This is a genomic window from Malaciobacter pacificus (genome assembly GCF_004214795.1).
Taxonomy (GTDB): Bacteria; Campylobacterota; Campylobacteria; order Campylobacterales; family Arcobacteraceae; genus Malaciobacter_A; species Malaciobacter_A pacificus.
On the sequence record NZ_CP035928.1, the window covers coordinates 1,944,964 to 1,968,516 of the forward strand.

The following is a 23,553-nucleotide window of genomic DNA, read 5'->3' on the forward strand; positions in this document are numbered from 1 at the left end:
ACTCTATCTTCTTCTATAACTTAAACTTTGTAATAAATCTGCTTTTGTGATAAGTCTATTATCATTAATATCTGCTATTGTTCTAGCTACTTTTAAAACTTTATTAATACTTCTAAAAGATAATTTGTAATTTTGTATTGCTTTATCCATAATAACTTGTGATTCATTATCTAACTTACAATATTTTTTTATATCTAGATCACTCAATTTTCCATTTAGTTCTTTTTGACCTCTTAGTTTTTGAATTTTAAAAGCTTTTAACACGTTATTAAATAGTTCTTCAGAACTCACTTTATTTTTATTATCATTATATGTATCATTCATCACAACATATAAATCTATCCTGTCTAAAAAAGGTTCAGATAAGCGATTTTTATATCTTTGAATTTCTGCTTCATTACATCTACACTCATTTGCACTTGAGAGTAAATTTCCACAAGGACAAGGATTCATCGCTCCAACAAATAAAAATTTTGTATCATACATCACTTTAGTATTAACTCTTGATATTAAGATTTTATTATCTTCTAAAGGTTCCCTTAAAGCCTCTAAAACTGATTTAGAAAAGTGAGGTAATTCATCAAAAAAAAGTATTCCTCCATTACTTAATGCTATTTCTCCCATTTTTGCTGTAGTACTTCCACCTCCAAATATTGAAGATTTTGTAGAAGAGTGATGGGGGCTTCTAAATGTCCTTTTAGGACTAAACTCTACTTGTGATAAATCTAAAGATTGAAGTTTTGCTTTTTCTAAAATTTCTTCTAAATTTACAGGTGGCATGATATGTTGCATCCTTTTTGTAATCATAGATTTTCCACATCCAGGACTTCCTTCAAAAATAATATTATGATTACCAGCAACTGCTATCATACTTGCAAACTTTGCCATATCTTGTCCTAAGACATCACTATAATCTTCAGTAAATTCCTTTTTAAAATAGAACTTTTCATTATTTATATTTATATTTTCATATTCTAATTCATTTTTTTGGAATAAAAATCTTGATTTATCATCTGTCTTAAAAAACTCAATTGCATCTATTATATTTTTAATTACATAGATTTTTATATTAGGTATATTTTGTAACTTTTTTGCACTATCTTCACAAACCAAAACCTCTTTTATAAGTCCTTGTTTTGCTAAAGACAAAACTATCGCAAAAATAGAGTTTGAATCTTTTATTACTCCATTTAAACTAAGCTCTCCAAATACAAATATATCATTAAATTTTATACTTTTATCATCATGAAATGCTATTTGTAAGGCAATAGCCAAGTCAAAATGAGTCCCCTTTTTATTTATATCAGAAGGAGAAAGATTAACTGTAATTTTTAGTGGAGGGAATTTAAACTCATTTGTTAAAAGTGCGGATTTTACTCTATCTTTTGATTCGCTAATACTTGTTGAAATCATACCAACAATAGTAAAAGATGGTAAGCCTCTTGTAAATGTAGCTTCTACATCTACAACAATTGAATCTAACCCATCATAGGATGCACTTTTTATTACTTTCATTTATACTCCAAAATTCCTTATTTAAATAACTACATTTATTATTTATATAATCCTATCTTATCTTTTATAAACTCTTGCTATAATACGAAAAAAATTTAGGAATTTAACTATTATGAATACTACTGATTGTCCAGAATGCGGATATGAAATACTTTCAAGACTTGGAACTGTATGTCCAAAATGTGGTCATACTATTGGATATTTTGAGGGAGAGAAAAAGAAAAAATATGGTAAATTTTTTGCATTAACAGTTTTTGTACCATTTATTTCTTTTATTACTATATTATTCTCTTCAATTAACCCATATACTTTTTATGCTTCAATTTTTATATATGCTTATTTAGCATATAAATCATGCCCTGCACTATTTAAAGGGGTTACTTTTACTAAATATGAAAAAGTTTTATTTTGGGGTGTTTGGATTATATTTAATGCAATGATAATTGCGATGATTTACAATAATATTGTAAAAGGTTTTGAAAGTGGAAGTTAAAAAACTATTTTTTGTTTTTTAACTTTCTCTTCCACTCTTTTTCAAACTTTTGTCTTTTTAAGTATGATAAGTTTTCAATAAAAAGATGTCCTTCTAAATGTTCCATTTCATGCTGCCATGCAACAGCTAGGAAACCTTCACACTCCATAGTTTGTTTTTCACCAAATCTATTAAAATACTCAACAATAATATGTTGTGCTCTTGTTACATCTTCTGAAAAACCTGGAACGCTTAAACAACCTTCTGTAAATACTTGCTCACCATCTTTGTGTGTAATTACTGGATTAATAGCTTCTATTAAATCTTCTTTATCTTGAATATCTTCTTCATTCGGAAGATTAATAATCAAAATATTTAATGGAATAGCAACTTGAATAGCAGCAAGTCCTACTCCATTTTGATCTATCATTGTTTCATACATATCATCTAAAAGAGTATGTAACTCTTCATCAAACTTTTCTACATCTTTAGATTTAGTTCTAAGTAACTTGTTTGGGTATGTAATAACTTCTCTAATCATAGATCTATTTATGCCTTGTAATAACTTCGTCAATTAAACCATATTCACAAGCTTGATCAGCACTCATAAAATTATCTCTATCAGTGTCTTTTTCAATTACTTCTATTGGTTGACCCGTTTGCTCTGCAATCATTGCATTTAAAGTATCTTTCATTCTTTGGATCTCTTTAGCTTGAATCTGAATATCAGTAGCTTGTCCTTGTGCTCCACCTAATGGCTGGTGAATCATAATTCTAGAGTTTGGTAAAGAGTATCTCTTACCTTTAACTCCAGAAGATAATAAAAATGCTCCCATTGAAGCAGCTTGTCCTATACAAATAGTACAAACATCAGGTTTAATATAATTCATAGTATCATAGATTGACATACCACTAGTAATTACTCCACCTGGAGAGTTGATATATAAATAGATATCTTTATCTGGATCTTCTGCTTCTAAGAAAAGTAACTGAGCAACAACTGTTGAAGCCACTGCATCATTTATTTCTCCACTTAACATAATAATTCTATCTTTTAGAAGTCTAGAATAGATATCATAACTTCTCTCGCCTCTTCCACTTTTTTCAACTACGTATGGTATATAACTCATATTAATTCCTATGTTAATTATTTTCCTAATTTTTCATCTAATAATTTAGTGATAACTTTATCTTCAATCATAGACATTTTAATTGCAGGTAAATAACCATTGTCTTGGTATTGTTTTACAACTTCTTGTGGGTTTTGTCCCATTTGCATTGCTTCGAAATATAAAACTTGCATTACTTCTTGGTCACTTACATCAACTTCTTCTGCTTTTGCTAAAGCATCAACAATAAATGTAGCTTTTACTGAATTTTCAGCATCTTCTTTTAATTCATTTCTCATCTCTTCAACTTTTGAAGGATCTTCTTGTAAAGCTTTAATTTCATCTTCGCTCATTGTTCTAACTTTATTATTTAACGCATAATTAATCTCTTGGTCAACTACTGATGAAGGTAATGCAAAAGATGTTTTTTCAACTAAAGTTTCTAAATATGCAGGCTTTAAATCTTCTCTGTAATATTTAGCTTTTGCTTCAGCTGTAATTTGCTCAGAAATTTTTGCTTTTAAGTTCTCTAATGTTGCATCTTCACCATCTGGTAAAAATTGTTTTGCAAATTCATCATTGATTTCTGCTTCTGCTTTTTCTTGGATTTCATGTAATTTTACTTTAAATACAGCCTCTTTACCTTTTAAGTTTTCAGCTTGGTATTGTTCTGGGAAAGTTACAGTAATATCTTTTTCTTCTTCATATTTCATACCAATAATTTGATCTTCAAAACCTGGAATAAATGAACCTGAACCAATTTCAAGTACGTACTCTTCAGCTTTTCCACCATCAAATGCAACACCATCAACGAAACCTTCGAAATCGATAACAACATGGTCACCTTCTCTAACCATTCTTTTTCTAGCAATTTTTTGTAATGGAGCATTTTGCTTAGCCATTTGCTCTAATCTTGCATTGATTTCTTCTTCAGTTGCTTCTTTAGACTCAACAGCTGGTACTAAAGATTTGTAATCACCTAAATCAATTTGTGGTTTAGTTGCTACTTTGATTTCAATTTCAATTGAACCATCTTCTTTTTTATCAAATTTTGAAATTGCTGGTTCACCAACTAAATCAGAATTCTCAATGTTTAACTCTTTTAAACCATCTGCTAAAACAGCTCTTAATGCTTCACCTTCAGCATCTTCTCTTAATTTGTCAGCATATCTTTGTTTTACAACAGCAACTGGTACTTTACCTTTTCTAAAACCTTGAATGTCAAGTGTTTTTGCAGCTTGCTTAGCTACTTTGTCTAAGTTAGACTCAATAGTCTCTTTTGCTAGTGTTGCAGAAATTTCAGCGTTTGCTTCATCAACTCTTTTTGCGTTAAATTCCATTAAATTTACTCCGATATTTTTAATTTTAACGGTGATTTTATCTAAAAATTACTAAGCCTTTACTAAAATACTATTTTTAAAGGAGTTTGCATTGAAATTTATCTATCTAAACGTACTATTTATGATGTTGATTCCAAGCTTAATTCTTATGTATTTAATATTAACAAAACAATCTAATCTAGATAAATTTTTTTCTAAAAAAATCTTAGACAAACTTAGTGTATCAAATCAATATTTTTCTAATAAAGCTAGAAATATAACAATGTTTTTAGCATTGATTTTTTTTATTTTAGCTTTAGCAAGACCTGTAACAAATGAAAAAATTCATCAAACAACAAATGAAAAAACAATTCCTATTGTTATTGCTTTAGATGTGTCAAAATCTATGATGGCGAATGATATTTATCCCAATAGACTGACATTTGCGAAAAATAAATTGTTAAATATTATAGATTATTCAAAACAAAACTCTATTGCAGTTATTTTATTTGCAAAATCATCTTATATATTAAGTCCTCTAACAAATGATTTTAACTCTTTAAAAACTTTAATTAATAATTTAAATACTCAAGGTAATTTTGATAATGGAACAAATATAAACTCAGTAATTGAGATTTCAAATAAACTTCAAAAAGATTTTGATTCTAAAAATTTATTACTCTTAACAGATGGAGGAGATGAAATTAATTTTGAAAATCAAATATCTTTAGCAAAAAACAATAATATGAAAATCTATACTTTAGCTACTGCTACAAGTAAAGGCTCAGCTGTAAAATTAGAAAATGGAAATTATTTAACTGACAATAATGGAAATATTGTAAATTTAAAATTAAATGAAAACATAAAGGATTTAAGTTTAAATACAAAAGGTGGCTATATAAACTTTACTTTAAATAATGATGATTTTAAAAAAATTATTGATGATATTAATATCAGTTCTAATAGTGAAGTTAATATTAGTAAAAAGCATAAAACTTATACTGAACTATTTTATTATCCACTTGCTATAGGAATTATTTTACTTTTAGTTGCTAATTCATCAATTCCAAGAATCAAAAGAAAGTTACCTTTAACTGCAGTTATTTTTAGCTGTTTTTATGCACAAAACCTTTATTGCTTTGAATTTGATTTTCAAACTATAAAAAAAGCAAATGAAAACTACAAAAATCAAGATTATGATAATGCTATTAAAAACTTTAAAAGTTTGGAAGATTCTGCTCAAAGAGATTATAATTTAGCAAATTCATATTACAAAAATGGAAAATACAAAGATGCTATAAATTTATATAAAAATATAGAAGTTGAAAACAGAGATATGAATTTTAAAGTTTTACACAACCTTGGTAATGCCTATGCAAAAAACAATCAATTAGAAAACTCAATAAAAGCATATGAAGAGGCGTTGAAAGTAAAAAATGATTTTCAAACAAAAGAAAATTTAGAACTTGTAAAAAAAATCATCAATAAACAAAAAAACAAAAACAGAAACAAAGATAATCACAAAAAAGAGCAACAACAAAATAAGGAAGAAAAACAAGAAAATAAAAAAACTAAATCCGAAGAAGAAAGTAAAAAGAAAAATGAAAAAATAGAAAAACAAAAAATAATGAGTGACTATGAAGAAAAAAGATGGCTACAACAAATAGAAAATCAAAAAAACAACTCTTTATTAAAACAAATTAAACCTTCTAAAAATGATTACACTACTAATCCTTGGTAAATAAAAATCAATGTATAAAAAATATCGTTATATCTAATTATTAGTTTAGTATTTATGCTAAAATAAAAGAAAAGTTTAGATTATTTAAAAAAGGAATTTTATGAGAAACTTAAATTTTGGGACAAAATTACTTTTGATTTTAGTCTCTGCTAGTATTATATCTTTAAGTATAATGATTTATATTTTATCTTCATACTCATATGAAAATTCAAGAAATGATGCTCAGCATTATATAAATGAATTAGCTGAAAAGAATGCTTCACATGTAAAAAATATTCTGGATAAAGCTATAGTAGTTTCAAATTCCATTGCAAGTAAATATTCAAGTGCCTTAGAACACAACGAACAATTATCAAAAGAGGCTACTATAAAATATTTTAAAGTTTTACTTGAACAAAATCCTTTTTTACTTGGGACATGGTTTACTTTTGAAAATGGAAAACAATTTTATGAAGGTAATAATGGATTAGATAAACCTAATTATTATACAACAAAAGGAGAATTTCAACCATATGTTGTAAGAAATAGTGATGGTAGCTTTACAATTGAGCCATCGTCTGATTTTGATTTATCTTCAGAATGGATAAAACTTCCTTACGAAAATGAAAAAGTTTCTATCACTAGACCATATAATTATGATATTGATGGTAAAACTGTTTTATTAACTACAGTTTCATCTCCCGTTTATCATCAAGGAAAATTTATTGGGGCAGTTGGTGTTGATTTTTCTTTAGACTTTTTTAATGAGATGATAAAAAAACTCGATTTATTTGAAACAGGTTATGGGGTATTAATTGATGCATATGGGAATATAATTAGTCATCCAAAAGTTGAAAACCTAGGAAAGTCAGTTAAAGATATTACAAAAAATGAAGATGTAATAAAAGCAGTTCAGCTAAATAAAGAAGGTAAAGTTTATTCTTATATATCTGAAAATTTAAATAATGGAAAGTCATCGTACACTTATGCCTTTCCTTTTGAATTTGGAAATACAGGAAATTATTGGTCATTTTTAATTATTGTTCCAGAAGAAGAATATTTAAAAAATGCTGAATTTATTCAAAATTTTTCAATCATTTCAGGTTTAATTGTTTTATTAATTATTGTATCTGTAGTGATGTACAGTATAAAAATATTAAATAAAAATTTAATTACTATAAAAGATGGTCTATTAAATTTCTTTGCTTACTTAAATAAAGAGAATAAAATAGCTGAAAGTATAAGTATTAATTCAAATGATGAATTTGGAGATATGGCAAAAGTTATTAATGAAAATATCAGAAAAACTGAAAACCTAATTATTCAAGACAATGCACTAATAGAAGATGTAAAAAAGGTTGTTAATGAAGTAAAAAAAGGAATATTTACAAAAAAAGTTGAAGTAAAAACTGAAAATGAAAGTTTAGAAGAGTTAAAAAATACATTTAATGAAATGTTAGATACAACGAAGAATAATGTTTGTGAAGATGTAAATAAATTGACGAGAACTTTCGACATTATGTATCAGTCTCACCAAAAATAAAGCCTATTTTATGGAGATTGTAGGCTAATATCTTAGTATAATATATATTAAATTATCCATAGGAGGAAATATATATTATGCAACATGTATTAAGTCAATTAATCTCTAAAAGAACGGAATTAAAAGCAGAAATGACCTATCTAATTGAAAAAGCAAAAGAATTAGATAATATAATTGAAAGCATTGATGTATCTATTAAGGTTTTTGACCCTAATTTTAATATTGATGAAATAAGAGATAAGAGATATACCAGAAAATCACATCTATTTAAGCATGGAGAAGCTAATAAAATGACTCTTGATGTTCTAAGAAAAGCTAATAAGCCATTAACTACCAGAGAAATATCCCAAGAAATAATGAAGAAAAAAGATTTAAACCATGAAGATTTAGAATTATGTAAAAATGTTGAATCTAAACTAAGAGCTGTTTTCTACAAGAACCAAATGTTAAAAGTAGTAGATGAAACAGAAAAACAAAAAAGGTGGATGATAGCCTAAGCTACTCCTAACCTTTCAGCTATTCTATGGTTTCCTTGCCAATATCCTGTCCATTCGTTAGATTGAAGAGTTTGCATACATTTAGTAGCTATATCTCTAAAAATAGACCCATTATCCCATCTTCTTGTATCTTCTCTATATGCAATTTCATTAGCATAATTAGCTATGTATAATTGACCCATTCTATGAATTTGTCCTTTTTGGAATCTTCTAAATCTTGCAAAAAATGATTCAGCTTGATTACTACATGCTCCTTCTTCACTCATATACTCAACAGAATGATTTACTCTTTGCATGTCATATCTTGCATGTAAATTATCATAAGCATTAGCTTCGTCAGCATGAACTTCACTACCTTCAACAATTCTATTATTTGCAATATTCATAATATCAGTTGGATTTTCATTATGTAATACATAAGTTAAAGTTCTTCTACTTCCAAGATATTCAGTTTCTCCGTTTGCTCTTTGTCTAACAACAATAATACATCTTTTGTTTGGATTTTGATTTACAGCTAATCTTCTATCAATTCTATCATTTATATTGTTTTCTGGTCTAACATAATGATTAACATAAGCACCATCAATTTCACAAACTCCATCCATAGGACTTTCATCTCTTGTTTCAAGTAATGCTTCTCTCATTTTATGAAGTAGAACAAAGGCAGTCTTATATTGTATATTTAATTCTCTTGATAGTTTTAATGCACTCATTCCTTTAACTTCATTAACAAATAAAGCAATAGCCATAAGATAAGTTCTTAGAGGTAGTTTATGGTTAGCAAATAAAGTCCCAGATGTAATAGAAAATTGAGAATAACAATCTTTACATTTCCAGATACTTCTTGTTTTTAAGAAGTAATGTTTTTTAGTGCTACCACAACAAGGACAAACAGGCTTACCATTAGTTTCATTCCATCTAATTTTTCTAAAAAAACTTTCAGCTTGTCTTTCAGTCATTCTTGCAATTTTAACTAAACTAAAACTTCTTGCTTCACTTGATAATAGAAAATGTTGTGCCATGTTTATCCTTTATTGTCATATATGAGATAATTATATCAGATATGATATTAAAGACATATTAAATAAAGAAATTTTACAATTTATAGCAAAATATGATAATAATATATCATTTTTGAAATATTAATCCTATAACTAAGAGAAATATATTATAAATAATGAAATAATATAAAAATAGAAATATTTATATCAAATATGATAAAATATAGTAGATTTTAAGAAAATAATGAGATAGAATTTACTAAATCTTTTATGGAGGTGATGAAAATGCCAGAAGATTGGAATCAAAGAGCAACAGCAATACTGAAAAGTATATTAACAAGAAGAAATATAAAATATCATGAATTAGCAAGAATGTTAAATGGAATTGGTATAGATGAGACACAAGGTAGCATATCAAATAAGATAAGTAGAGGAACTTTTAGTTTTGCATTTTTCATACAATGTATGGAAGTATTAAATATTAATGAAGTTAGATTAGATTAAAGGAGGAGATTAAATTATGGAGATAGAAAATATAAAAACAACAATAACAAATAATTCAAATTTTTCATTATCAACATTGTCAAAAAAAGAAGAAGGTGTATTTATTTATTCATCTATAAAAGAAAATACTTTTATATGTTTAGGTGTTAATAAAATCAATACAGATAATGACAATGAAATAGAAGAGTTTTTAACAAAATATGTTCATGGCTTGGATAAAAAATTATCAAATAAAAAAGATAAGTTAATTATTGTAATTTTAAAGAATGTAGAAGATAATTATGATGAATTTTATATTAACCAAAAAGATATTGATAATGGATATATTTACTTTAATAATTATAAAAAAGGTGAATCAACATTAAAAAATGCTAATGAATATCTTAAAAACATAGGGATTAAAACAATTGAAAAAGCAGTGAAAAAAACAAAAACATCTAAGAAAAAAACTATTCAATCAGTAGAGCCGAATATTGCAGATTTAGCTAATGGGTGGTTAAAATCTTATGGATTAGATTATAAATTAGAACAGGAGTCATTAAATTCAGAAATTGACAAAGCTTTAAATGACTATTATTCTAAAAATGGAGGAGCAGGTGGGAATAGACCTGATGCAAAGCTTCTTTTACAAGATAAAGCTTTAAATTTTTATCCAATATTAATTGAATACAAAGGATATAAAGATAAATTAGTAAAATTAAGTGCTGATGAGCAAGTAGAAAATAAAACTGCCAAGAATGAACCAAATTTCACTAATATAAATTCATATGCTGTAAATGGTGCTATTCATTATGCAAACGCATTACTTCATCATACAAGTTATACAGATATTATTGCTATAGGGATGACAGGATATAAAGATGAAAGTGGAAAAATAAATAATAGCATAGGTGTTTATTATGTTTCAAAATCAAATTTTGGTGTAGGACAAAAAGTTGGAGAATTTGATGATTTATCTTTTTTAGGTTCTTCAAATTTTGATTCTTTTGTTGAAAAAATCAAAACACTAAACTTATCACAAAAAGAAATAGAATCTCTAAAAGAAAAAAGAGAAAAAGAAATTGATACATCTTTAGCAAGACTTAACAATGATATTTATAGAGATGAAAAAGGATTAGGAGAAAATGATAGAGTATATCTTGTTGCAGCTTCTATTATTGCTACAATTGGAATTCCAGGAAAAGTATCTCCTCTTGAAAAATCAGAGCTAAAGTCTTCAACTGAAAAAGGAAATACAGATGCAGATATTATTATGAGAAAAATTAAAGCTTTTCTTGAAGCAAAAGACATTCCTGTTGAGAAAAAAAATTTAATTGTAAGAACATTAGAAAATACAATTACAGCTGAAAACATAAATAAAATCAAAGATGGAGAAACACAACTAAAAAGAGTTTTCTGTAAGATAGTTGATGATTTAGGAATATATTATAAAATTGGACTAACAACAGACTTTACAGGAAAACTTTTTAATGAAATGTATAGTTGGCTTGGCTTTTCACAGGATAAGTTAAATGATGTTGTATTAACTCCTTCATATGTATCTTCTTTACTTGTTAAGTTAGCAAGAGTAAATAAAGATTCTTATGTATGGGATTTTGCAACAGGTTCAGCAGGTTTATTAGTTGCTGCTATGAATGAAATGCTATATGATGCAAGAAATACAATAGATTCCCCAGAAGAGTTATTACAAAAAGAATTAAAAATAAAAGCTGAACAATTATTAGGTATTGAGTTATTATCAAGTGTTTATATGTTAGCTATTTTGAATATGATTTTAATGGGTGATGGAAGTTCAAATATTTTAAATAAAGATTCATTATCAGATTTTGATGGAAAATATGGATTTGGAGAAACAGATAAACATTTCCCTGCTACTGCATTTGTTTTAAATCCACCTTATTCAGCAGATGGAAATGGAATGAATTTTGTTCATAAAGCACTTAATATGATGGATAAGGGTTATGCGGCTATCATTATTCAAAACTCAGCAGGTTCTGGAAAGGCTAAAGAATATAATAAAGATATATTAAAAAAGCATACACTTATAGCAAGTATAAAAATGCCTGTTGATATTTTCATAGGAAAGGCAAGTGTTCAAACAAATATTTATGTATTCAAAGTAGGAGAGAAACATCATAAAGATGAAATGGTTAAATTTATTGATTTTTCAAATGATGGATATTCAAGAAGTAATAGAAAAAAAGCATCTAATAATCTTAAAGATACAGGAAACGCAAAAGAAAAATATGAAGAAGTTGTAAAATTAGTTAGATTTGGGAAAAGTCAATTAAAACTTTTCTCAGAACAAGAATATTATGAAAATAGAATAGACCCAAATAATGGAGCAGATTGGAATCAATCAGCTCCTATTGATACAAAGCCAACACTAATTGATTTCAAAGAAACATTAAGTGATTATCTTGCTTGGAAGATTTCAACATTCATAAAACAGAAAGGGAAAGAGCCAAGTGATAGTCTTAATAAAAGAATTTGTGATATAGAATGGGGAGAATTTAAATTAGGAGAATTATTTGAAATAAAACCTACAAAGTATTATAAATTATCGAATGAGGAAATTTTATCAAATAATGGAATAGTTCCTTTAATATCTAATTCCTCAACAGATAATGGAGTTATGGGATTTTCAAATTTACAGCCAAATAACAAAGGAAATAGTATTACTTGTTCTGACACGACATTAGGAGCTGAAACAATGTATTATCAAGAGAAAGATTTTATAGGATATTCTCATATTCAACATTTAGTTCCAAAATTTGAAAGATTTAACAAAGCAATAGCAAGTGTAATTATCTCTGCTTGTAGAGTAGCTACTTCAAAAAAATATAATTACGGCAATAAATTTAATCGTGAAGCAATGAATAAAACGGTAATAAATCTACCTATAAAAAATGGTGAAATTGATTTTGAATTTATGGAAAATTTTATTCCACAAATTGAAAAAGAAATAATGAAAGATTTACCATTTTAAATCAAAAATATTTTACTTAAGATATATAGGGATTTAATCTCCTATGTATCATTGATAAATAACCTTACTTAAACAATCTATAAGATACCGTTAGCCCTTCACTTTCCAATTTTTTAAGAGTGAAAATCTGATAAATTTTAGCCATTTTTTCAAAAGTGAAAACAAAAACAATAGGCTTCTAAGCCTTATGAGTTGGTGGATATAACTACTTTTTTGGTGCAACTACTACCTAATGTCGAGAACTTTAGAAAACTATGCAAAACTAGACTTTAAAGATAAAATAGAAAATGATAATGGATTAGTTGCAAAAGGTATAAATAACTTAAATTCAATTATTACTACTATGTTAATTGAGAACAAATCAAATGGTCTTACATTAGATGAAAGTTCAAATATATTATTAGTAAATGTTGATAAATTAAATATCAGTTCTAATGAAGCAGCAACTTCACTAGAGGAAACAGCAGCAGCACTAGAAGAAATTACATCTAATATTAGAAACAATACAGAAAATATTGCAAAAATGTCTAACTATTCAAATAATGTAACAAAATCTGCACAAAATGGAGAAAATTTAGCTAACAAAACTACACTATCTATGGATGAAATAAATGATCAAGTTAATTTAATTAATGACTCGATTACTGTAATTGATCAAATTGCATTCCAAACAAATATTCTTTCTCTTAATGCTGCAGTAGAAGCAGCAACAGCAGGTGAGGCAGGTAAAGGATTTGCTGTAGTTGCACAAGAAGTAAGAAACTTAGCAGCAAGAAGTGCAGAAGCTGCAAAAGAGATTAAATCTATTGTAGAAAATGCCACATCAAAAGCAAATGAAGGTAAAATTATTGCACAAAATATGATTAGTGGATACAAAGAATTAAATTCAAATATACAACAAACTATTAATTTAATCCAGGATATTGAAATGTCAAGTAAAGAACAACTAAATGGTATTGAGCAGATAAATGTTGCAGTAACTCAATTAGATCAACAGACACAACAAAATGCACAAATCGCTTCACAAACTCACAATATTGCAACTTTAACTGATGATATTGCAAAATTAATTGTTACAAGTGCAAATGAAAAAGAGTTTATAGGAAAAGAAAATGTTACAGGAAAAAATTTAAAATAATAAAAAGGAAAGTTTAAAAACTTTCCTAAAGTTATTAATAGTTTTTAGACTTTCTCATTTGAAGAAGCTCTTTTTGAACTGAAATATTAATATTTTCATTTGCTTCAAAATTAAGTGAATAATTTCTTCCGTCATAATCAACAGAATTTAAGATAATCTTCATAGCTTCTAATCTTGCTTTATGTTTATCATCACTTCTTACAATATGCCATGGAGCACTTCTTGAAGTTGTTCTTCTTAACATCTCATATTTTTTTTCTGAGAACTCATCCCATAAATCCTGTGCTTGCATATCAACTTCAGAGAATTTCCATTGTCTTAATGGATCTTCAATTCTTCTATCAAATCTTCTTTTTTGCTCTTCTTTAGAAACAGAGAAATAAAGTTTGATTAAAACCATTCCTTGTCTTACTAAATCTTGCTCAAAGTTAACAATATCTTCCATAAAGATTTCATGCTCTTCTTTTGTACAGAATCCAAAAATAGGCTCTACCATGGCTCTGTTATACCAAGATCTATCAAAAAGTACTATCTCTCCACCTGTTGGGAAATGAGTAATATATCTTTGTAAGAACCATTGATTTTTTTGAGTTTCTGTTGGTTTACCAAGTGCAACAACTCTATAGTGTTTATTATTCATATATCTAGTAATTCGTCTAATCGCCCCACCCTTACCAGATGCATCTCTACCTTCAAAAAGAATAATCATTCTTTTATTCTCTTTTTCTAGCCAATTTTGTAATTTAATAAGTTCTATTTGATATGGTTTTAACTCTTCTAAATCATAAATTTTTTGAATACCATCTTTTAGTACATCTTGATTCAACTCTTCAAAATTTCCTAAAATCTCTCGTAACATTTCATTTTCTTGAGTTAATTGATTAATTTTTTCATTATCTTTTTTTAACACTTTATTCTCTACTACCTTTTCACTTTTTTCTTCACTTTTTAAAACAATCGAGTCTTTAAAAACATTCATTAAATCTAATGCTTTTCTTTTTGTTAGATTATCTTTTTTAGTGTAACCTAAAACTTTTACATATCTTTTTTTATCAAACTGAAATCTTGCTATATATTTTCTTCCATATTCTGGATGGATTGCTTTAGATACATATAAACCACTATAATTTGTTTTTTCAAAATCACTTAAATTCATGAATTAGAAGCCCTTGCAAATTTATTTTCCTGTTCCATATTCTCTATCTCTTCTGTACCAGTACATAGAATTTGTGGGTCAATTACTAAATGTTCACTAGCATCAATTTTTTCTGGATAATCCACATTTTTTAGGATATGTTTTATACAATTTATTCTAGCTTTTTTCTTATTATCACTTTTTACAACTGTCCATGGAGCTATGTCTGTATTAGAAGCCATAAGCATAGAAAATTTTGCAATTGTATACTTATCCCATAGTTTTTGAGACTCTTTATCTACTGGGGATAATTTATATTGTTTTAAAGGATCTGTTTCCCTTTTTTTAAATCTTCTAGCTTGCTCTTTTTTAGATACAGATACATAAAACTTCATTAGAATAATTCCAGACTTCACAAGCATTTTTTCAAACTCAGGTACTTCCCTTAAAAATTCATGATGCTCTTCAGTTGTACAAAATCCCATAACAGGCTCAACACCAGCTCGGTTATACCAACTTCTATCAAAAAGTACTATCTCGCCAGCACCTGGAAGATGTTTTGTATATCTTTGAAAATACCATTGTGTCTTTTCTTTATCACTTGGCTTTTCAAGTGCTACTACTCTAGCACCCCTTGGATTCAAATGCTCTGTAATTCTTTTAATAGTTCCACCTTTACCAGCAGCATCCCTACCTTCAAAAATCATTAACACTTTTAAACCTTGTTCTTTTACATGATTTTGAAATTTCAAAAGTTCAATTTGAAGTTTAGTTAACTCTTTTTCATACTCTAAAGTCTCTTTTTTAACCCAAATTTGAACCTTCTTACCCTTTTCTTTCAGTGTTTTTCTTTTTCTTGTAAAATTGTTTGGCTTGTGCTTTAAGTTCTGTTTAGTATCAATCTCTTCTTCATCTTTAAATTCTTCTTTTATAATTTGCCGTTGTGTACCCATTGAAGTCATTTCTATCCTTATGAAAGTCTCATTTTATAATCATTATATCCAAAGTTTTTTACAATTTGATAACAATCATTGTCTTTTTTTATAACAATTGATGGTAACTTAATTCCATTAAAAGTAGTTGTTTTAACCATAGTATAATGAATCATGTCTTCTAAGATAATTTTATCACCAACTTCTAAAGGTTCATCAAATGAATAATCACCGATAATATCACCAGATAAACAAGTGTTACCACCTAATCTATAAGTATATTTTTTTTCACCTGCAACACCAGAATTTCTTATTTCTGCTCTATATGGCATAGCTAAAGTATCAGGCATATGTGCTTCAGCAGAGGTATCTAAAATAGCTAAACTCATTCCATTTTCAATTACATCTAATACAGTCGCCACTAGGTATCCAGTTTGCCAACCTATTGCTTCACCTGGTTCCATATATACTTTTAGATGGGGATATCTAGCTTTAAAATCTTTTAAAAGTTTAATTAATCCTTCTACATCATAATCAGCTCTTGTAATATGATGCCCTCCACCAAAATTAACCCACTTCAATTTATCAAAATATTGACTAAAATTTTTTTCAAACGCATTTAGGGCACCTTCAAGTGCATCTACATTTTGTTCACAAAGTGCATGAAAGTGGAAACCATCTAAATACTCTAACATTGTCTCATCAAAGTTTGCTTTTGTTGTTCCCATTCTTGAAAAAGGAGCACATGGATTATATAAATCTACTTCAACTGAAGAGTACTCTGGGTTTAATCTAACACCCAAAGACACTTTTCCATAAGCTTTATCTTTAAATCTTTTTAATTGATTAAATGAATTAAATACTAAATGGTTAGATATTGAGATAATTTCATCTATTTCTTCATCTTTAAATCCAGGAGAGTAAGTATGAACTTCCCCTCCAAACTCTTCTTTTGCTAGGATTGCTTCGTGAAGACCTGAAGCACAACACCCTTTTAAATATTTTTTACATAAATCAAAAGTTGAATGCATAGCAAAACCTTTTAAGGCTAAAAGGATGCTAATATCTGCTTCATCTTGAACTCTTTTTAATAGTTTTAAATTATTTTCTAATAATTTTTCTTCACAAACAAAACTTGGACTTGGTAGTTTGTCAAAACTATCAATTACCTCAAAATTATTCTTCATATGGTTCAAAATCTTCTTTTCCTACACCGCAATCTGGGCACTCCCAGTCATCAGGAATATCTTCAAAAGCTGTTCCTGGTTCAATCCCTGAATCTGGATCACCAATTGATGGATCATAAATATAATCACAGGCTACACAAATATATTTTTTCATCTTTTAATCCTTTATGATAATATTAATATTTAATCAGATTTACATGAACAAAAGATTAACAAAATAGTAATACTAATCTAATTCAATAATTTTCCAAGGAAGACCTTGAGTCATTAATTCATCCATAAATGGTTTTGCATCAAACTCTTCTATATTAAATACACCTGTATTTTTCCAAATACCTTTATAAAGCATTTTAGAACCAATCATAGCTGGAACTCCTGTTGTATACGAAACTGCTTGAGCACCTGTCTCTTTATAACACTCTTGGTGGTCACAAGTATTGTAGATGTAAACTTTTTTCTTTTTACCATCTTTGATACCTTCAATGATACAACCGATATTTGTCATACCAACAGTTCTTGGTCCTAAGCTTGCTGGGTCTGGTAATAATGTAGTTAAGAATTCAATAGGAATAATTTCAACTCCTTTGTGCATAATAGGCTCAATACCTAACATCCCAACATTTTGTAAACAGTTCATGTGTTGGATGTAAGAATCACCAAATGTCATAAAGAATCTAATTCTTTTTAAACCTTTGATATTTTTTGATAATGACTCTAACTCTTCATGGTATAAAAGATATGAAGGTTTAACTCCAACTTCTGGATAATCATGGTCAATTCTAATCTCTAAAGGCTTAGTTTCAATCCATTTACCCTCTTCCCAATATCTACCATTTGCAGATACCTCTCTTAGATTGATTTCTGGGTTAAAATTTGTAGCAAATGGATAACCATGGTCACCTGCATTACAATCCATAATATCAATATAGTGAATCTCATCAAATAAGTTTTGTTGAGCATATGCACAGAAAACTCCAGTAACACCTGGGTCAAAACCTGAACCTAAAAGTCCCATAATCCCAGCATCTTTAAATTGACCATCTCTAGCCCATTGTTCTTTGTATTCAAACTTAGCTTCATCTGGGTGCTCATAGTTTGCTGTATCAACATAATCAACACCTGCTTTTGTACAAGCATCCATGATAGTTAAGTCTTGATAAGGTAAAGCAACGTTTAATACTAATTTTGGATTAACTTTTTCAATTAGCTTTACTAACTCATCAACATTATCAGCATCGATTGAAGCTGTATCAATTTCAACACCTTGGTTTTTTTTGATATCAGCAGCGATTGCATCACACTTAGAAACTGTTCTAGATGCTAAAGTGATTTTTTCAAATGTGTCAATATTCATCGCACACTTAACTGTAGCAACTCTACTTACTCCACCTGCACCGATAATTAAAATACCTTTTTTATTCATTATTTTCTCCGATTAAATTTTCAATAATATTATACTATTTTATTATATAATAAATTTTGAAATTGTCTAGTAGTATTTAAATTATTACATAATGATTACTAAAATTTTAAGAATTTTTAGGATATTATTTCAAACTTTCATCATGGGGATGACTTGGTATCGATTAGAGCAGTGAGTTCTAGTTGCATGTCGGCCTGGGCATGCCGTTACGCGGCCCATTTTTTTTAGACGCAAACAATACAAATTACGCTCCAGCTTACGCTAAAGCTGCGTAAGTTTAACAACTTATTGACTCGCCTAACGGCTTGAGTCTCGGAGACTCGCACCACTGATTCTATCTAAGTGGAGCTCGCGGGTTCAACCCAGATAGATTATCTACAAAGATGTGATTGATTTTTGTAGAGACATTTTTAATCTTAGCTATATGATTGCCTTTGGGAGTTGAGCTGTCATTTAGTGAAATTTTTCAACTCTTCTAAGCATGTAGACGCTATTATGACCTGTTTTAAGACTGGAGTTCGACTCTCCACATCTCCACCAATATTAATAATTATACTTTCTATTTTTTTCTAAAAAGTTCGATTTAGTCGAGCTTTACTTTTCTAAATCGTTCTATAGTATTCTTATCATTTTTAATACTTTCTAAGATTTATTACGGTAATCTTTACGGTAATTAGAAAAACTAAGAATTGGATACCGTAAAATGCCAAAAATTGTTAAACCCCTCACTGACAAAGAAATTAAAGCTGTTAAATATACTTCAAAAGAAGAATATGAACAGTTAAAAAAAATTGCAAAACTCAACAATAAAGAAAAACCAAAACTCAATAATAAGTTATCTGATGGGCAAGGACTTTATTTAATTATAAAAGAAAATGGTACAAAATTTTTTCAATTTGATTTTAGTTTTGAAAATAAAAGAAAATCTATGAGCTTTGGAGTGTATCCTGATACATCATTAAGTGAAGCGAGAGCATTAAGAGATAAAACAAAAAAACTTTTAAAACAGAATATCAATCCTATAGTAGAAAAAAATGTTTCACTTGAAGATAATACTAATACTTTTAAAAATATATCTGAGAAATGGCTTTCTAAAATGGAAAAAGAATGGGCTAATAAAACATATCTCAAAGTTGAAAGCGTTATTAGAAATCATGCCTATCCATATATTGGAAATAAATTAATTGAAAATATTACAAGATCTGATATATTAAATATTATTGATAGAATGAATAAAAAAGGCTTACATGGTTCTGCTGATAAAATTGTAGGAAACTTTAATAGAATATATAAATTTGCTGTTACATATAATTACACAGAACATAACATAATTGCAGACATAGATAAAAAGAATATTATAGTATCAACAAGACATAATCATATGAGTGCAATTACAAAAGAAAATGAGATAAAAGAACTTCTTGAAGATATCAATAACTTTGAGAATATGTATAAAGCGAGTATTACCACAATTGTAGCTTTAAAATTAGCTCCATATGTAGCTTTAAGACCGTATAATCTAAGAGCCTTAGAATGGAGTGAAGTAAACTTTGGGAAAAAAGTCTTAGATATACCAGGTGAAAAAATGAAAACTAAAAAAGATTTTATTTTACCTTTATCAAAACAAGCAATCGAAATATTAAAAATGATAGAACCTTTTTCAGCTCATAAAAGTAAATATGTCTTCCCCTCACCTGTTTCTAATCTAAAATGTTTAAGTGATGCAACTTTAGGTCATGCATTAAAAAAACTAGGATATCAAGATAGACATACTACTCATGGATTTAGAAGTACCTTTTCAACAATAACACATGAAAATATGAAAGAACATGGATTTAATAGTGATATTATAGAATCATGTTTAGCTCATGAAGAAAAAAATAAAATTAAAGCTGCATATAATAGAGCTTCAAAAATGAAATATTTTGAAGAGAAAAAAGAATTAATGCAGTGGTGGGCTGATTGGATAGAATCATTAAGATAGTGTATAAAATTTTTTGCTATAAGTAATAATGTTATTTTATGTTTTAATAAAATAGTTATTTAAAATATTCTTAAACAACATTTAAATATAATATTTGCCTTAAAAGGGATTTAATGAAATTTACTAATATAAATATTGATAGAGATGAAATTCACAATACAATAGAAAAGTATGCTAATATTGTTAACTTTAATAATAATACAAATACTAAACAATATCAATTAACTATTAATGGAAAACCTTTTTCAGTTACTGTATATTATAAAGAAAAAGGATTAACTACATTATTACCTCAAGGTCAAAATATTGATTTAGGAAAAGACTTATGTAAAAAAATTTATGAAGAACTAAGATATTTTGATATAAGCGAATTAAACGGATCAATTATTGTAAGAAAAGAAGACTTTGATAAATTTATTCATAAGATAAAAGATAAATTTTCTAGTGAATTATCAGAAAGTTCAATTAGTGGTGGAACTTTATATAAACTAGTCAAAAGTAAAGAAGGGAATTTAAGTTTATCATATTATACTAGAACTAATAAACTACTAATTCAAGGGAAAGCAGGTAAATATTTAAAAATAATTTCAAATGAATTGACACTACTAGGATATAGTATTCTTAATCTTATAAGTGAAATGAAGGAAATTGTTCTTCCTGAACCTAATAATTTATTAAAAGAATATATGCCTTCAATAGAAAATAAATTACCTAGTAAAACAAAAAATATTGCTGCATCTTCTTTACAACTATTAAAAATAAATGGCAATTTTTCAGATTATGCATTTATACTTAATCCTCTCTTTAGAACACTAGAACATGTTATGAGAAAAATTCTAGAAGATGGAAATTATGAATTTGGAGACAATAATTCATTTATAATGTTTAGTGAAAGACAAGATAAGTATCATTTAAAATTAAATGAAAATTGTACTTTAAGCCCTTTATGTAAACAAAAGTTAGAATTAGGGTATACTTATTTTAATAAAAATAGAAACTGTATTTCACATATGGATGTAGATGAAATTGATATTGTTCTAATTGAAACTAAAGAAATGGCTGCTAATATTGCAGCAGAATGTATTCAACATATAGAGGATCTTAGTGATGACTATTAATAAAATAGGAAACTTTATTATTGTTAAAGATGCTACAGCTGAACCTTTTTTATTGGCGACATCTTACAATTCTAAATTAAAAACAGATAAATCATTAATTCAATTATTAAAAGATGCAAAATATGAAGGAAAAGTTTTTGTTGATATGTTAATGAAAGTAGGAAATGGTTCTCAACGATTTTACTCAAGTTTCTTTAATGGAAGTAAATTTGACATGAATAATACTCAAATTATTAAAAGTGAAGATGAACTATTAGATACTCTTTTAAAAATAGAAAAAAAAATAATTTGTACAGATAAATCAATTTTAAATAATTCAATATTAACTGAATATGATAAAATGGAATTTTCTTGTTAGTCTAGAAAGATTCCATTTTTAATACATTATTTATATTTTTAAATTCAAATTTTATAAAACTTTCTTCTTTAGAGTTAATTGCATTAACAGCCATTCTATCAGCAAGCTCATTACCTTCAACACCAGAATGTCCTTTAACATGTTTAATTATTACTTTATCTTTCATATTGTCATATAAATTATGTACCTCTTTGATTAACTCAAGATTCTTAATTTCTCCACCTTTTTTTGTCCAATCATTTTTCTTCCATGTGTATCCCCATTTTGTTATACAGTCAATTGCATACATTGAATCAGAATAAATAATTGTTTCATTACAATTTTGTGAAATTTCTAAAGCTTTTTTTAGTGCATTTAATTCTGCAATATTATTAGTACCATATTCTATAAATAATCCACTATATAAAGTAATTATATCATCATTATAAACAGCCACCCCACTTCCTGCATTGCCAGGATTACCTTTACATGCTCCATCACAATAAATCGTAACTATACTTGATGAATCTATTGGGAGTATATTTTCTGAAGTAGAATTTTCTTTGATGAATAATTTATATTCTTGTAATCTTTTATAATTTTTTATAATTTGTTCTTGAGCTTTTAAGGCTATTTTACCAGTTAACAAAATCAGCAATTCTGCATCTTGACTAGATATTTCTTTATTCAGAAGTTCATTTTCCCAACCATTTTGAAGAGGATATGATATATCTAAAACTTCACACTGTGCCTTATTTAATGTATCATTGAAAAGAATATTTTCTGCAAAATCTTCATTAATTTTTATCATATTATACCTATTAAAATTTTTATAATTCTATAATAAATTAGATAAATTGTTAATATCAAAAAATTTATTATTCTAATTCTTGTATTTGTATTGAATATAGCAACATCTTTTCGTAAAAAATAATAAGATACGATGAATTACACTAAATTCGTACTTAAAAACTATCTTATATTAATATGTCAAATTTATTTAAAGTTTGAAAAATCAATATCATATTTTTTACCAAGTGACTCAAGAAGTGAATACATTTTACTATAAGATTCTTCTATTGATTTGACTAAATCTTCTTTATTTGGATATTCTTTTTTATTTAAATATCGATCTGTATAATTTATATTCATTTCCATAAAAACAATATACTGTCTAATTTCTTTATCATTTAATGCTTTAATCTCATTATCATTTAATATTAATTTTAAATATTCTTCCAATTTTATTTTAAAATCTTCCATTAAATCATCATCTAATATAGTTTTAAAATCTTCAATATACATTTGTATATAACTTTGAACAAGATTTAAATAAAATGATATTTTATTTTTTTTCAATTCTAATTCATTTGTTTTCTTCTTCTGTTCAATTTTATTTGTATTTTGAATTGATTTCATTAAACTTGTTGAAGCTAATAATGCAGACAAAGTAATTCCTAATGCAGGTAACATTTGAATAATTATTTTATGGTTTTCTTCTTTTAAATTAGAATCTATAACTCCTAATATAAATGATATAACTATTATTATTGAAATTAGTGAAATATAAAATAATATACTATATATATAAGTGAAGCTTTTTTCAAAATATTCAAATAAGTTTTTCATT

The 23,553-nt window shown here is 27.1% G+C and carries 20 protein-coding genes, 1 other RNA gene and 2 pseudogenes; 11 read left to right on the top strand and 12 right to left on the bottom strand.

From position 1 onward, the window contains the following. Window positions 1-3 precede the first annotated feature (3 nt). Complete coding sequence (locus tag APAC_RS09815) at window positions 4-1,515, bottom strand: YifB family Mg chelatase-like AAA ATPase (RefSeq protein ID WP_130233929.1); 1,512 nt, start codon at window positions 1,513-1,515, stop codon at window positions 4-6. A 112-nt stretch (window positions 1,516-1,627) separates the two neighbouring features. Between APAC_RS09815 and APAC_RS09820 the strand changes: the two genes are divergently transcribed. After that, window positions 1,628-2,008, top strand: coding sequence for a hypothetical protein (locus APAC_RS09820; RefSeq protein ID WP_170170152.1), 381 nt, complete (start codon window positions 1,628-1,630; stop codon window positions 2,006-2,008). Window positions 2,009-2,012: 4 nt separating this feature from the next. Here APAC_RS09820 and def read toward each other — a convergent pair whose 3' ends face one another. From def to tig, 3 genes are read right to left on the bottom strand one after another with little or no spacing between them, the layout of a single operon-like run. Further along, window positions 2,013-2,528, bottom strand: coding sequence for a peptide deformylase (def, locus tag APAC_RS09825; RefSeq protein WP_130233931.1), 516 nt, complete (start codon window positions 2,526-2,528; stop codon window positions 2,013-2,015). A 4-nt stretch (window positions 2,529-2,532) separates the two neighbouring features. Next, window positions 2,533-3,117, bottom strand: a complete 585-nt coding sequence (clpP, locus tag APAC_RS09830) for an ATP-dependent Clp endopeptidase proteolytic subunit ClpP (protein ID WP_130233932.1) — start codon at window positions 3,115-3,117, stop codon at window positions 2,533-2,535. A gap of 17 nt (window positions 3,118-3,134) precedes the next feature. Then, window positions 3,135-4,436 carry a trigger factor gene (tig, locus tag APAC_RS09835; protein ID WP_130233933.1) on the bottom strand — a complete coding sequence of 434 codons (1,302 nt, stop codon included), beginning with the start codon at window positions 4,434-4,436 and terminating at the stop codon, window positions 3,135-3,137. A 91-nt stretch (window positions 4,437-4,527) separates the two neighbouring features. Between tig and APAC_RS09840 the strand changes: the two genes are divergently transcribed. The 3 genes from APAC_RS09840 to APAC_RS09850 all read left to right on the top strand — a co-directional run bounded on the left by APAC_RS09840 (window position 4,528) and on the right by APAC_RS09850 (window position 8,175). Next, window positions 4,528-6,156, top strand: coding sequence for a VWA domain-containing protein (locus tag APAC_RS09840; protein ID WP_130233934.1), 1,629 nt, complete (start codon window positions 4,528-4,530; stop codon window positions 6,154-6,156). Window positions 6,157-6,256: 100 nt separating this feature from the next. Further along, window positions 6,257-7,678 carry a PDC sensor domain-containing protein gene (locus APAC_RS09845; protein ID WP_130233935.1) on the top strand — a complete coding sequence of 474 codons (1,422 nt, stop codon included), beginning with the start codon at window positions 6,257-6,259 and terminating at the stop codon, window positions 7,676-7,678. Between the two features lie 77 nt (window positions 7,679-7,755). Further along, window positions 7,756-8,175 carry a hypothetical protein gene (locus APAC_RS09850; RefSeq protein ID WP_130233936.1) on the top strand — a complete coding sequence of 140 codons (420 nt, stop codon included), beginning with the start codon at window positions 7,756-7,758 and terminating at the stop codon, window positions 8,173-8,175. Here the strand turns inward: APAC_RS09850 and APAC_RS09855 are convergent. Then, entirely contained in the window at window positions 8,172-9,197 is a 1,026-nt protein-coding gene (locus APAC_RS09855) for an IS1595 family transposase (protein WP_130233937.1), read from the bottom strand. The two genes, APAC_RS09850 and APAC_RS09855, sit on opposite strands and share 4 nt — an antisense overlap. A 264-nt stretch (window positions 9,198-9,461) precedes the next feature. On the opposite strand from APAC_RS09855, the gene APAC_RS09860 reads away from it, so the two are divergent. From APAC_RS09860 to APAC_RS09870, 3 genes and pseudogenes are all read left to right on the top strand, one after another. Continuing rightward, window positions 9,462-9,680, top strand: a complete 219-nt coding sequence (locus APAC_RS09860) for a DUF6471 domain-containing protein (RefSeq protein WP_196781789.1) — start codon at window positions 9,462-9,464, stop codon at window positions 9,678-9,680. A 418-nt stretch (window positions 9,681-10,098) separates the two neighbouring features. Continuing rightward, window positions 10,099-12,135, top strand: a pseudogene (locus APAC_RS09865) (HsdM family class I SAM-dependent methyltransferase); the annotation flags it as partial. 871 nt (window positions 12,136-13,006) lie between these two features. Further along, window positions 13,007-13,807, top strand: a pseudogene (locus APAC_RS09870) (methyl-accepting chemotaxis protein); the annotation flags it as partial. 34 nt (window positions 13,808-13,841) lie between these two features. Here APAC_RS09870 and ppk2 (APAC_RS09875) read toward each other — a convergent pair. From ppk2 (APAC_RS09875) to APAC_RS09895, 5 genes are all read right to left on the bottom strand, one after another. Further along, the gene (ppk2, locus tag APAC_RS09875) at window positions 13,842-14,963 is read right to left on the bottom strand and encodes a polyphosphate kinase 2 (RefSeq protein WP_130233940.1); all 1,122 of its coding nucleotides are present in this window, start codon (window positions 14,961-14,963) and stop codon (window positions 13,842-13,844) included. Next, entirely contained in the window at window positions 14,960-15,895 is a 936-nt protein-coding gene (gene ppk2, locus APAC_RS09880; RefSeq protein WP_130234625.1) for a polyphosphate kinase 2, read from the bottom strand. Before ppk2 (APAC_RS09880) ends, ppk2 (APAC_RS09875) begins: the two co-directional genes overlap by 4 nt. 17 nt (window positions 15,896-15,912) lie before the next feature. Next, complete coding sequence (gene nspC / locus APAC_RS09885; RefSeq protein WP_130233941.1) at window positions 15,913-17,061, bottom strand: carboxynorspermidine decarboxylase; 1,149 nt, start codon at window positions 17,059-17,061, stop codon at window positions 15,913-15,915. Next, a complete protein-coding gene (gene rd, locus APAC_RS09890; RefSeq protein WP_130233942.1) occupies window positions 17,051-17,215 on the bottom strand; it encodes a rubredoxin in 165 nt (54 codons plus the stop codon). The genes nspC and rd overlap by 11 nt, the downstream gene beginning before the upstream one ends. Window positions 17,216-17,287: 72 nt before the next feature. After that, a complete protein-coding gene (locus APAC_RS09895; RefSeq protein ID WP_130233943.1) occupies window positions 17,288-18,484 on the bottom strand; it encodes a saccharopine dehydrogenase family protein in 1,197 nt (398 codons plus the stop codon). Window positions 18,485-18,628: 144 nt separating this feature from the next. Between APAC_RS09895 and ssrA the strand changes: the two genes are divergently transcribed. From ssrA to APAC_RS09915, 4 genes are all read left to right on the top strand, one after another. Beyond that, window positions 18,629-19,024, top strand: a transfer-messenger RNA (tmRNA) gene (gene ssrA / locus APAC_RS09900). 163 nt (window positions 19,025-19,187) lie between these two features. Further along, window positions 19,188-20,468, top strand: a complete 1,281-nt coding sequence (locus tag APAC_RS09905; protein WP_130233944.1) for a tyrosine-type recombinase/integrase — start codon at window positions 19,188-19,190, stop codon at window positions 20,466-20,468. Window positions 20,469-20,581: 113 nt separating this feature from the next. Then, window positions 20,582-21,586 (top strand): RNase LS family HEPN domain-containing protein, encoded by a 1,005-nt coding sequence (locus APAC_RS09910; RefSeq protein ID WP_130233945.1) that lies wholly within the window; start codon window positions 20,582-20,584, stop codon window positions 21,584-21,586. Then, complete coding sequence (locus APAC_RS09915; protein ID WP_130233946.1) at window positions 21,576-21,944, top strand: type II toxin-antitoxin system RnlB family antitoxin; 369 nt, start codon at window positions 21,576-21,578, stop codon at window positions 21,942-21,944. Before APAC_RS09910 ends, APAC_RS09915 begins: the two co-directional genes overlap by 11 nt. 1 nt (window position 21,945) lies before the next feature. Here APAC_RS09915 and APAC_RS09920 read toward each other — a convergent pair whose 3' ends face one another. Both APAC_RS09920 and APAC_RS09925 read right to left on the bottom strand, forming a co-directional pair. Further along, on the bottom strand, window positions 21,946-22,734 hold the full coding sequence (locus APAC_RS09920; protein WP_170170153.1) for a ribonuclease HI: 789 nt from the start codon (window positions 22,732-22,734) through the stop codon (window positions 21,946-21,948). A gap of 185 nt (window positions 22,735-22,919) precedes the next feature. Beyond that, on the bottom strand, window positions 22,920-23,552 hold the full coding sequence (locus APAC_RS09925) for a hypothetical protein (RefSeq protein ID WP_130233947.1): 633 nt from the start codon (window positions 23,550-23,552) through the stop codon (window positions 22,920-22,922). Window position 23,553: the final 1 nt, after the last annotated feature.

What these genes read in the sequence shown, in the direction of transcription:
- APAC_RS09895 (WP_130233943.1), bottom strand. Translation starts at nt 18,484, where the DNA reads ATGAATAAAAAAGGTATTTTAATTATCGGTGCAGGTGGAGTAAGTAGA.
- tig (WP_130233933.1), bottom strand. Translation starts at nt 4,436, where the DNA reads ATGGAATTTAACGCAAAAAGAGTTGATGAAGCAAACGCTGAAATTTCT.
- APAC_RS09855 (WP_130233937.1), bottom strand. Translation starts at nt 9,197, where the DNA reads ATGGCACAACATTTTCTATTATCAAGTGAAGCAAGAAGTTTTAGTTTA.
- rd (WP_130233942.1), bottom strand. Translation starts at nt 17,215, where the DNA reads ATGAAAAAATATATTTGTGTAGCCTGTGATTATATTTATGATCCATCA.
- APAC_RS09850 (WP_130233936.1), top strand. Translation starts at nt 7,756, where the DNA reads ATGCAACATGTATTAAGTCAATTAATCTCTAAAAGAACGGAATTAAAA.
- APAC_RS09860 (WP_196781789.1), top strand. Translation starts at nt 9,462, where the DNA reads ATGCCAGAAGATTGGAATCAAAGAGCAACAGCAATACTGAAAAGTATA.
- APAC_RS09815 (WP_130233929.1), bottom strand. Translation starts at nt 1,515, where the DNA reads ATGAAAGTAATAAAAAGTGCATCCTATGATGGGTTAGATTCAATTGTT.
- ppk2 (WP_130233940.1), bottom strand. Translation starts at nt 14,963, where the DNA reads ATGAATTTAAGTGATTTTGAAAAAACAAATTATAGTGGTTTATATGTA.
- APAC_RS09845 (WP_130233935.1), top strand. Translation starts at nt 6,257, where the DNA reads ATGAGAAACTTAAATTTTGGGACAAAATTACTTTTGATTTTAGTCTCT.
- APAC_RS09925 (WP_130233947.1), bottom strand. Translation starts at nt 23,552, where the DNA reads ATGAAAAACTTATTTGAATATTTTGAAAAAAGCTTCACTTATATATAT.
- APAC_RS09920 (WP_170170153.1), bottom strand. Translation starts at nt 22,734, where the DNA reads ATGATAAAAATTAATGAAGATTTTGCAGAAAATATTCTTTTCAATGAT.
- nspC (WP_130233941.1), bottom strand. Translation starts at nt 17,061, where the DNA reads ATGAAGAATAATTTTGAGGTAATTGATAGTTTTGACAAACTACCAAGT.
- APAC_RS09905 (WP_130233944.1), top strand. Translation starts at nt 19,188, where the DNA reads ATGCCAAAAATTGTTAAACCCCTCACTGACAAAGAAATTAAAGCTGTT.
- ppk2 (WP_130234625.1), bottom strand. Translation starts at nt 15,895, where the DNA reads ATGGGTACACAACGGCAAATTATAAAAGAAGAATTTAAAGATGAAGAA.
- APAC_RS09820 (WP_170170152.1), top strand. Translation starts at nt 1,628, where the DNA reads ATGAATACTACTGATTGTCCAGAATGCGGATATGAAATACTTTCAAGA.
- clpP (WP_130233932.1), bottom strand. Translation starts at nt 3,117, where the DNA reads ATGAGTTATATACCATACGTAGTTGAAAAAAGTGGAAGAGGCGAGAGA.
- def (WP_130233931.1), bottom strand. Translation starts at nt 2,528, where the DNA reads ATGATTAGAGAAGTTATTACATACCCAAACAAGTTACTTAGAACTAAA.
- APAC_RS09915 (WP_130233946.1), top strand. Translation starts at nt 21,576, where the DNA reads ATGACTATTAATAAAATAGGAAACTTTATTATTGTTAAAGATGCTACA.
- APAC_RS09910 (WP_130233945.1), top strand. Translation starts at nt 20,582, where the DNA reads ATGAAATTTACTAATATAAATATTGATAGAGATGAAATTCACAATACA.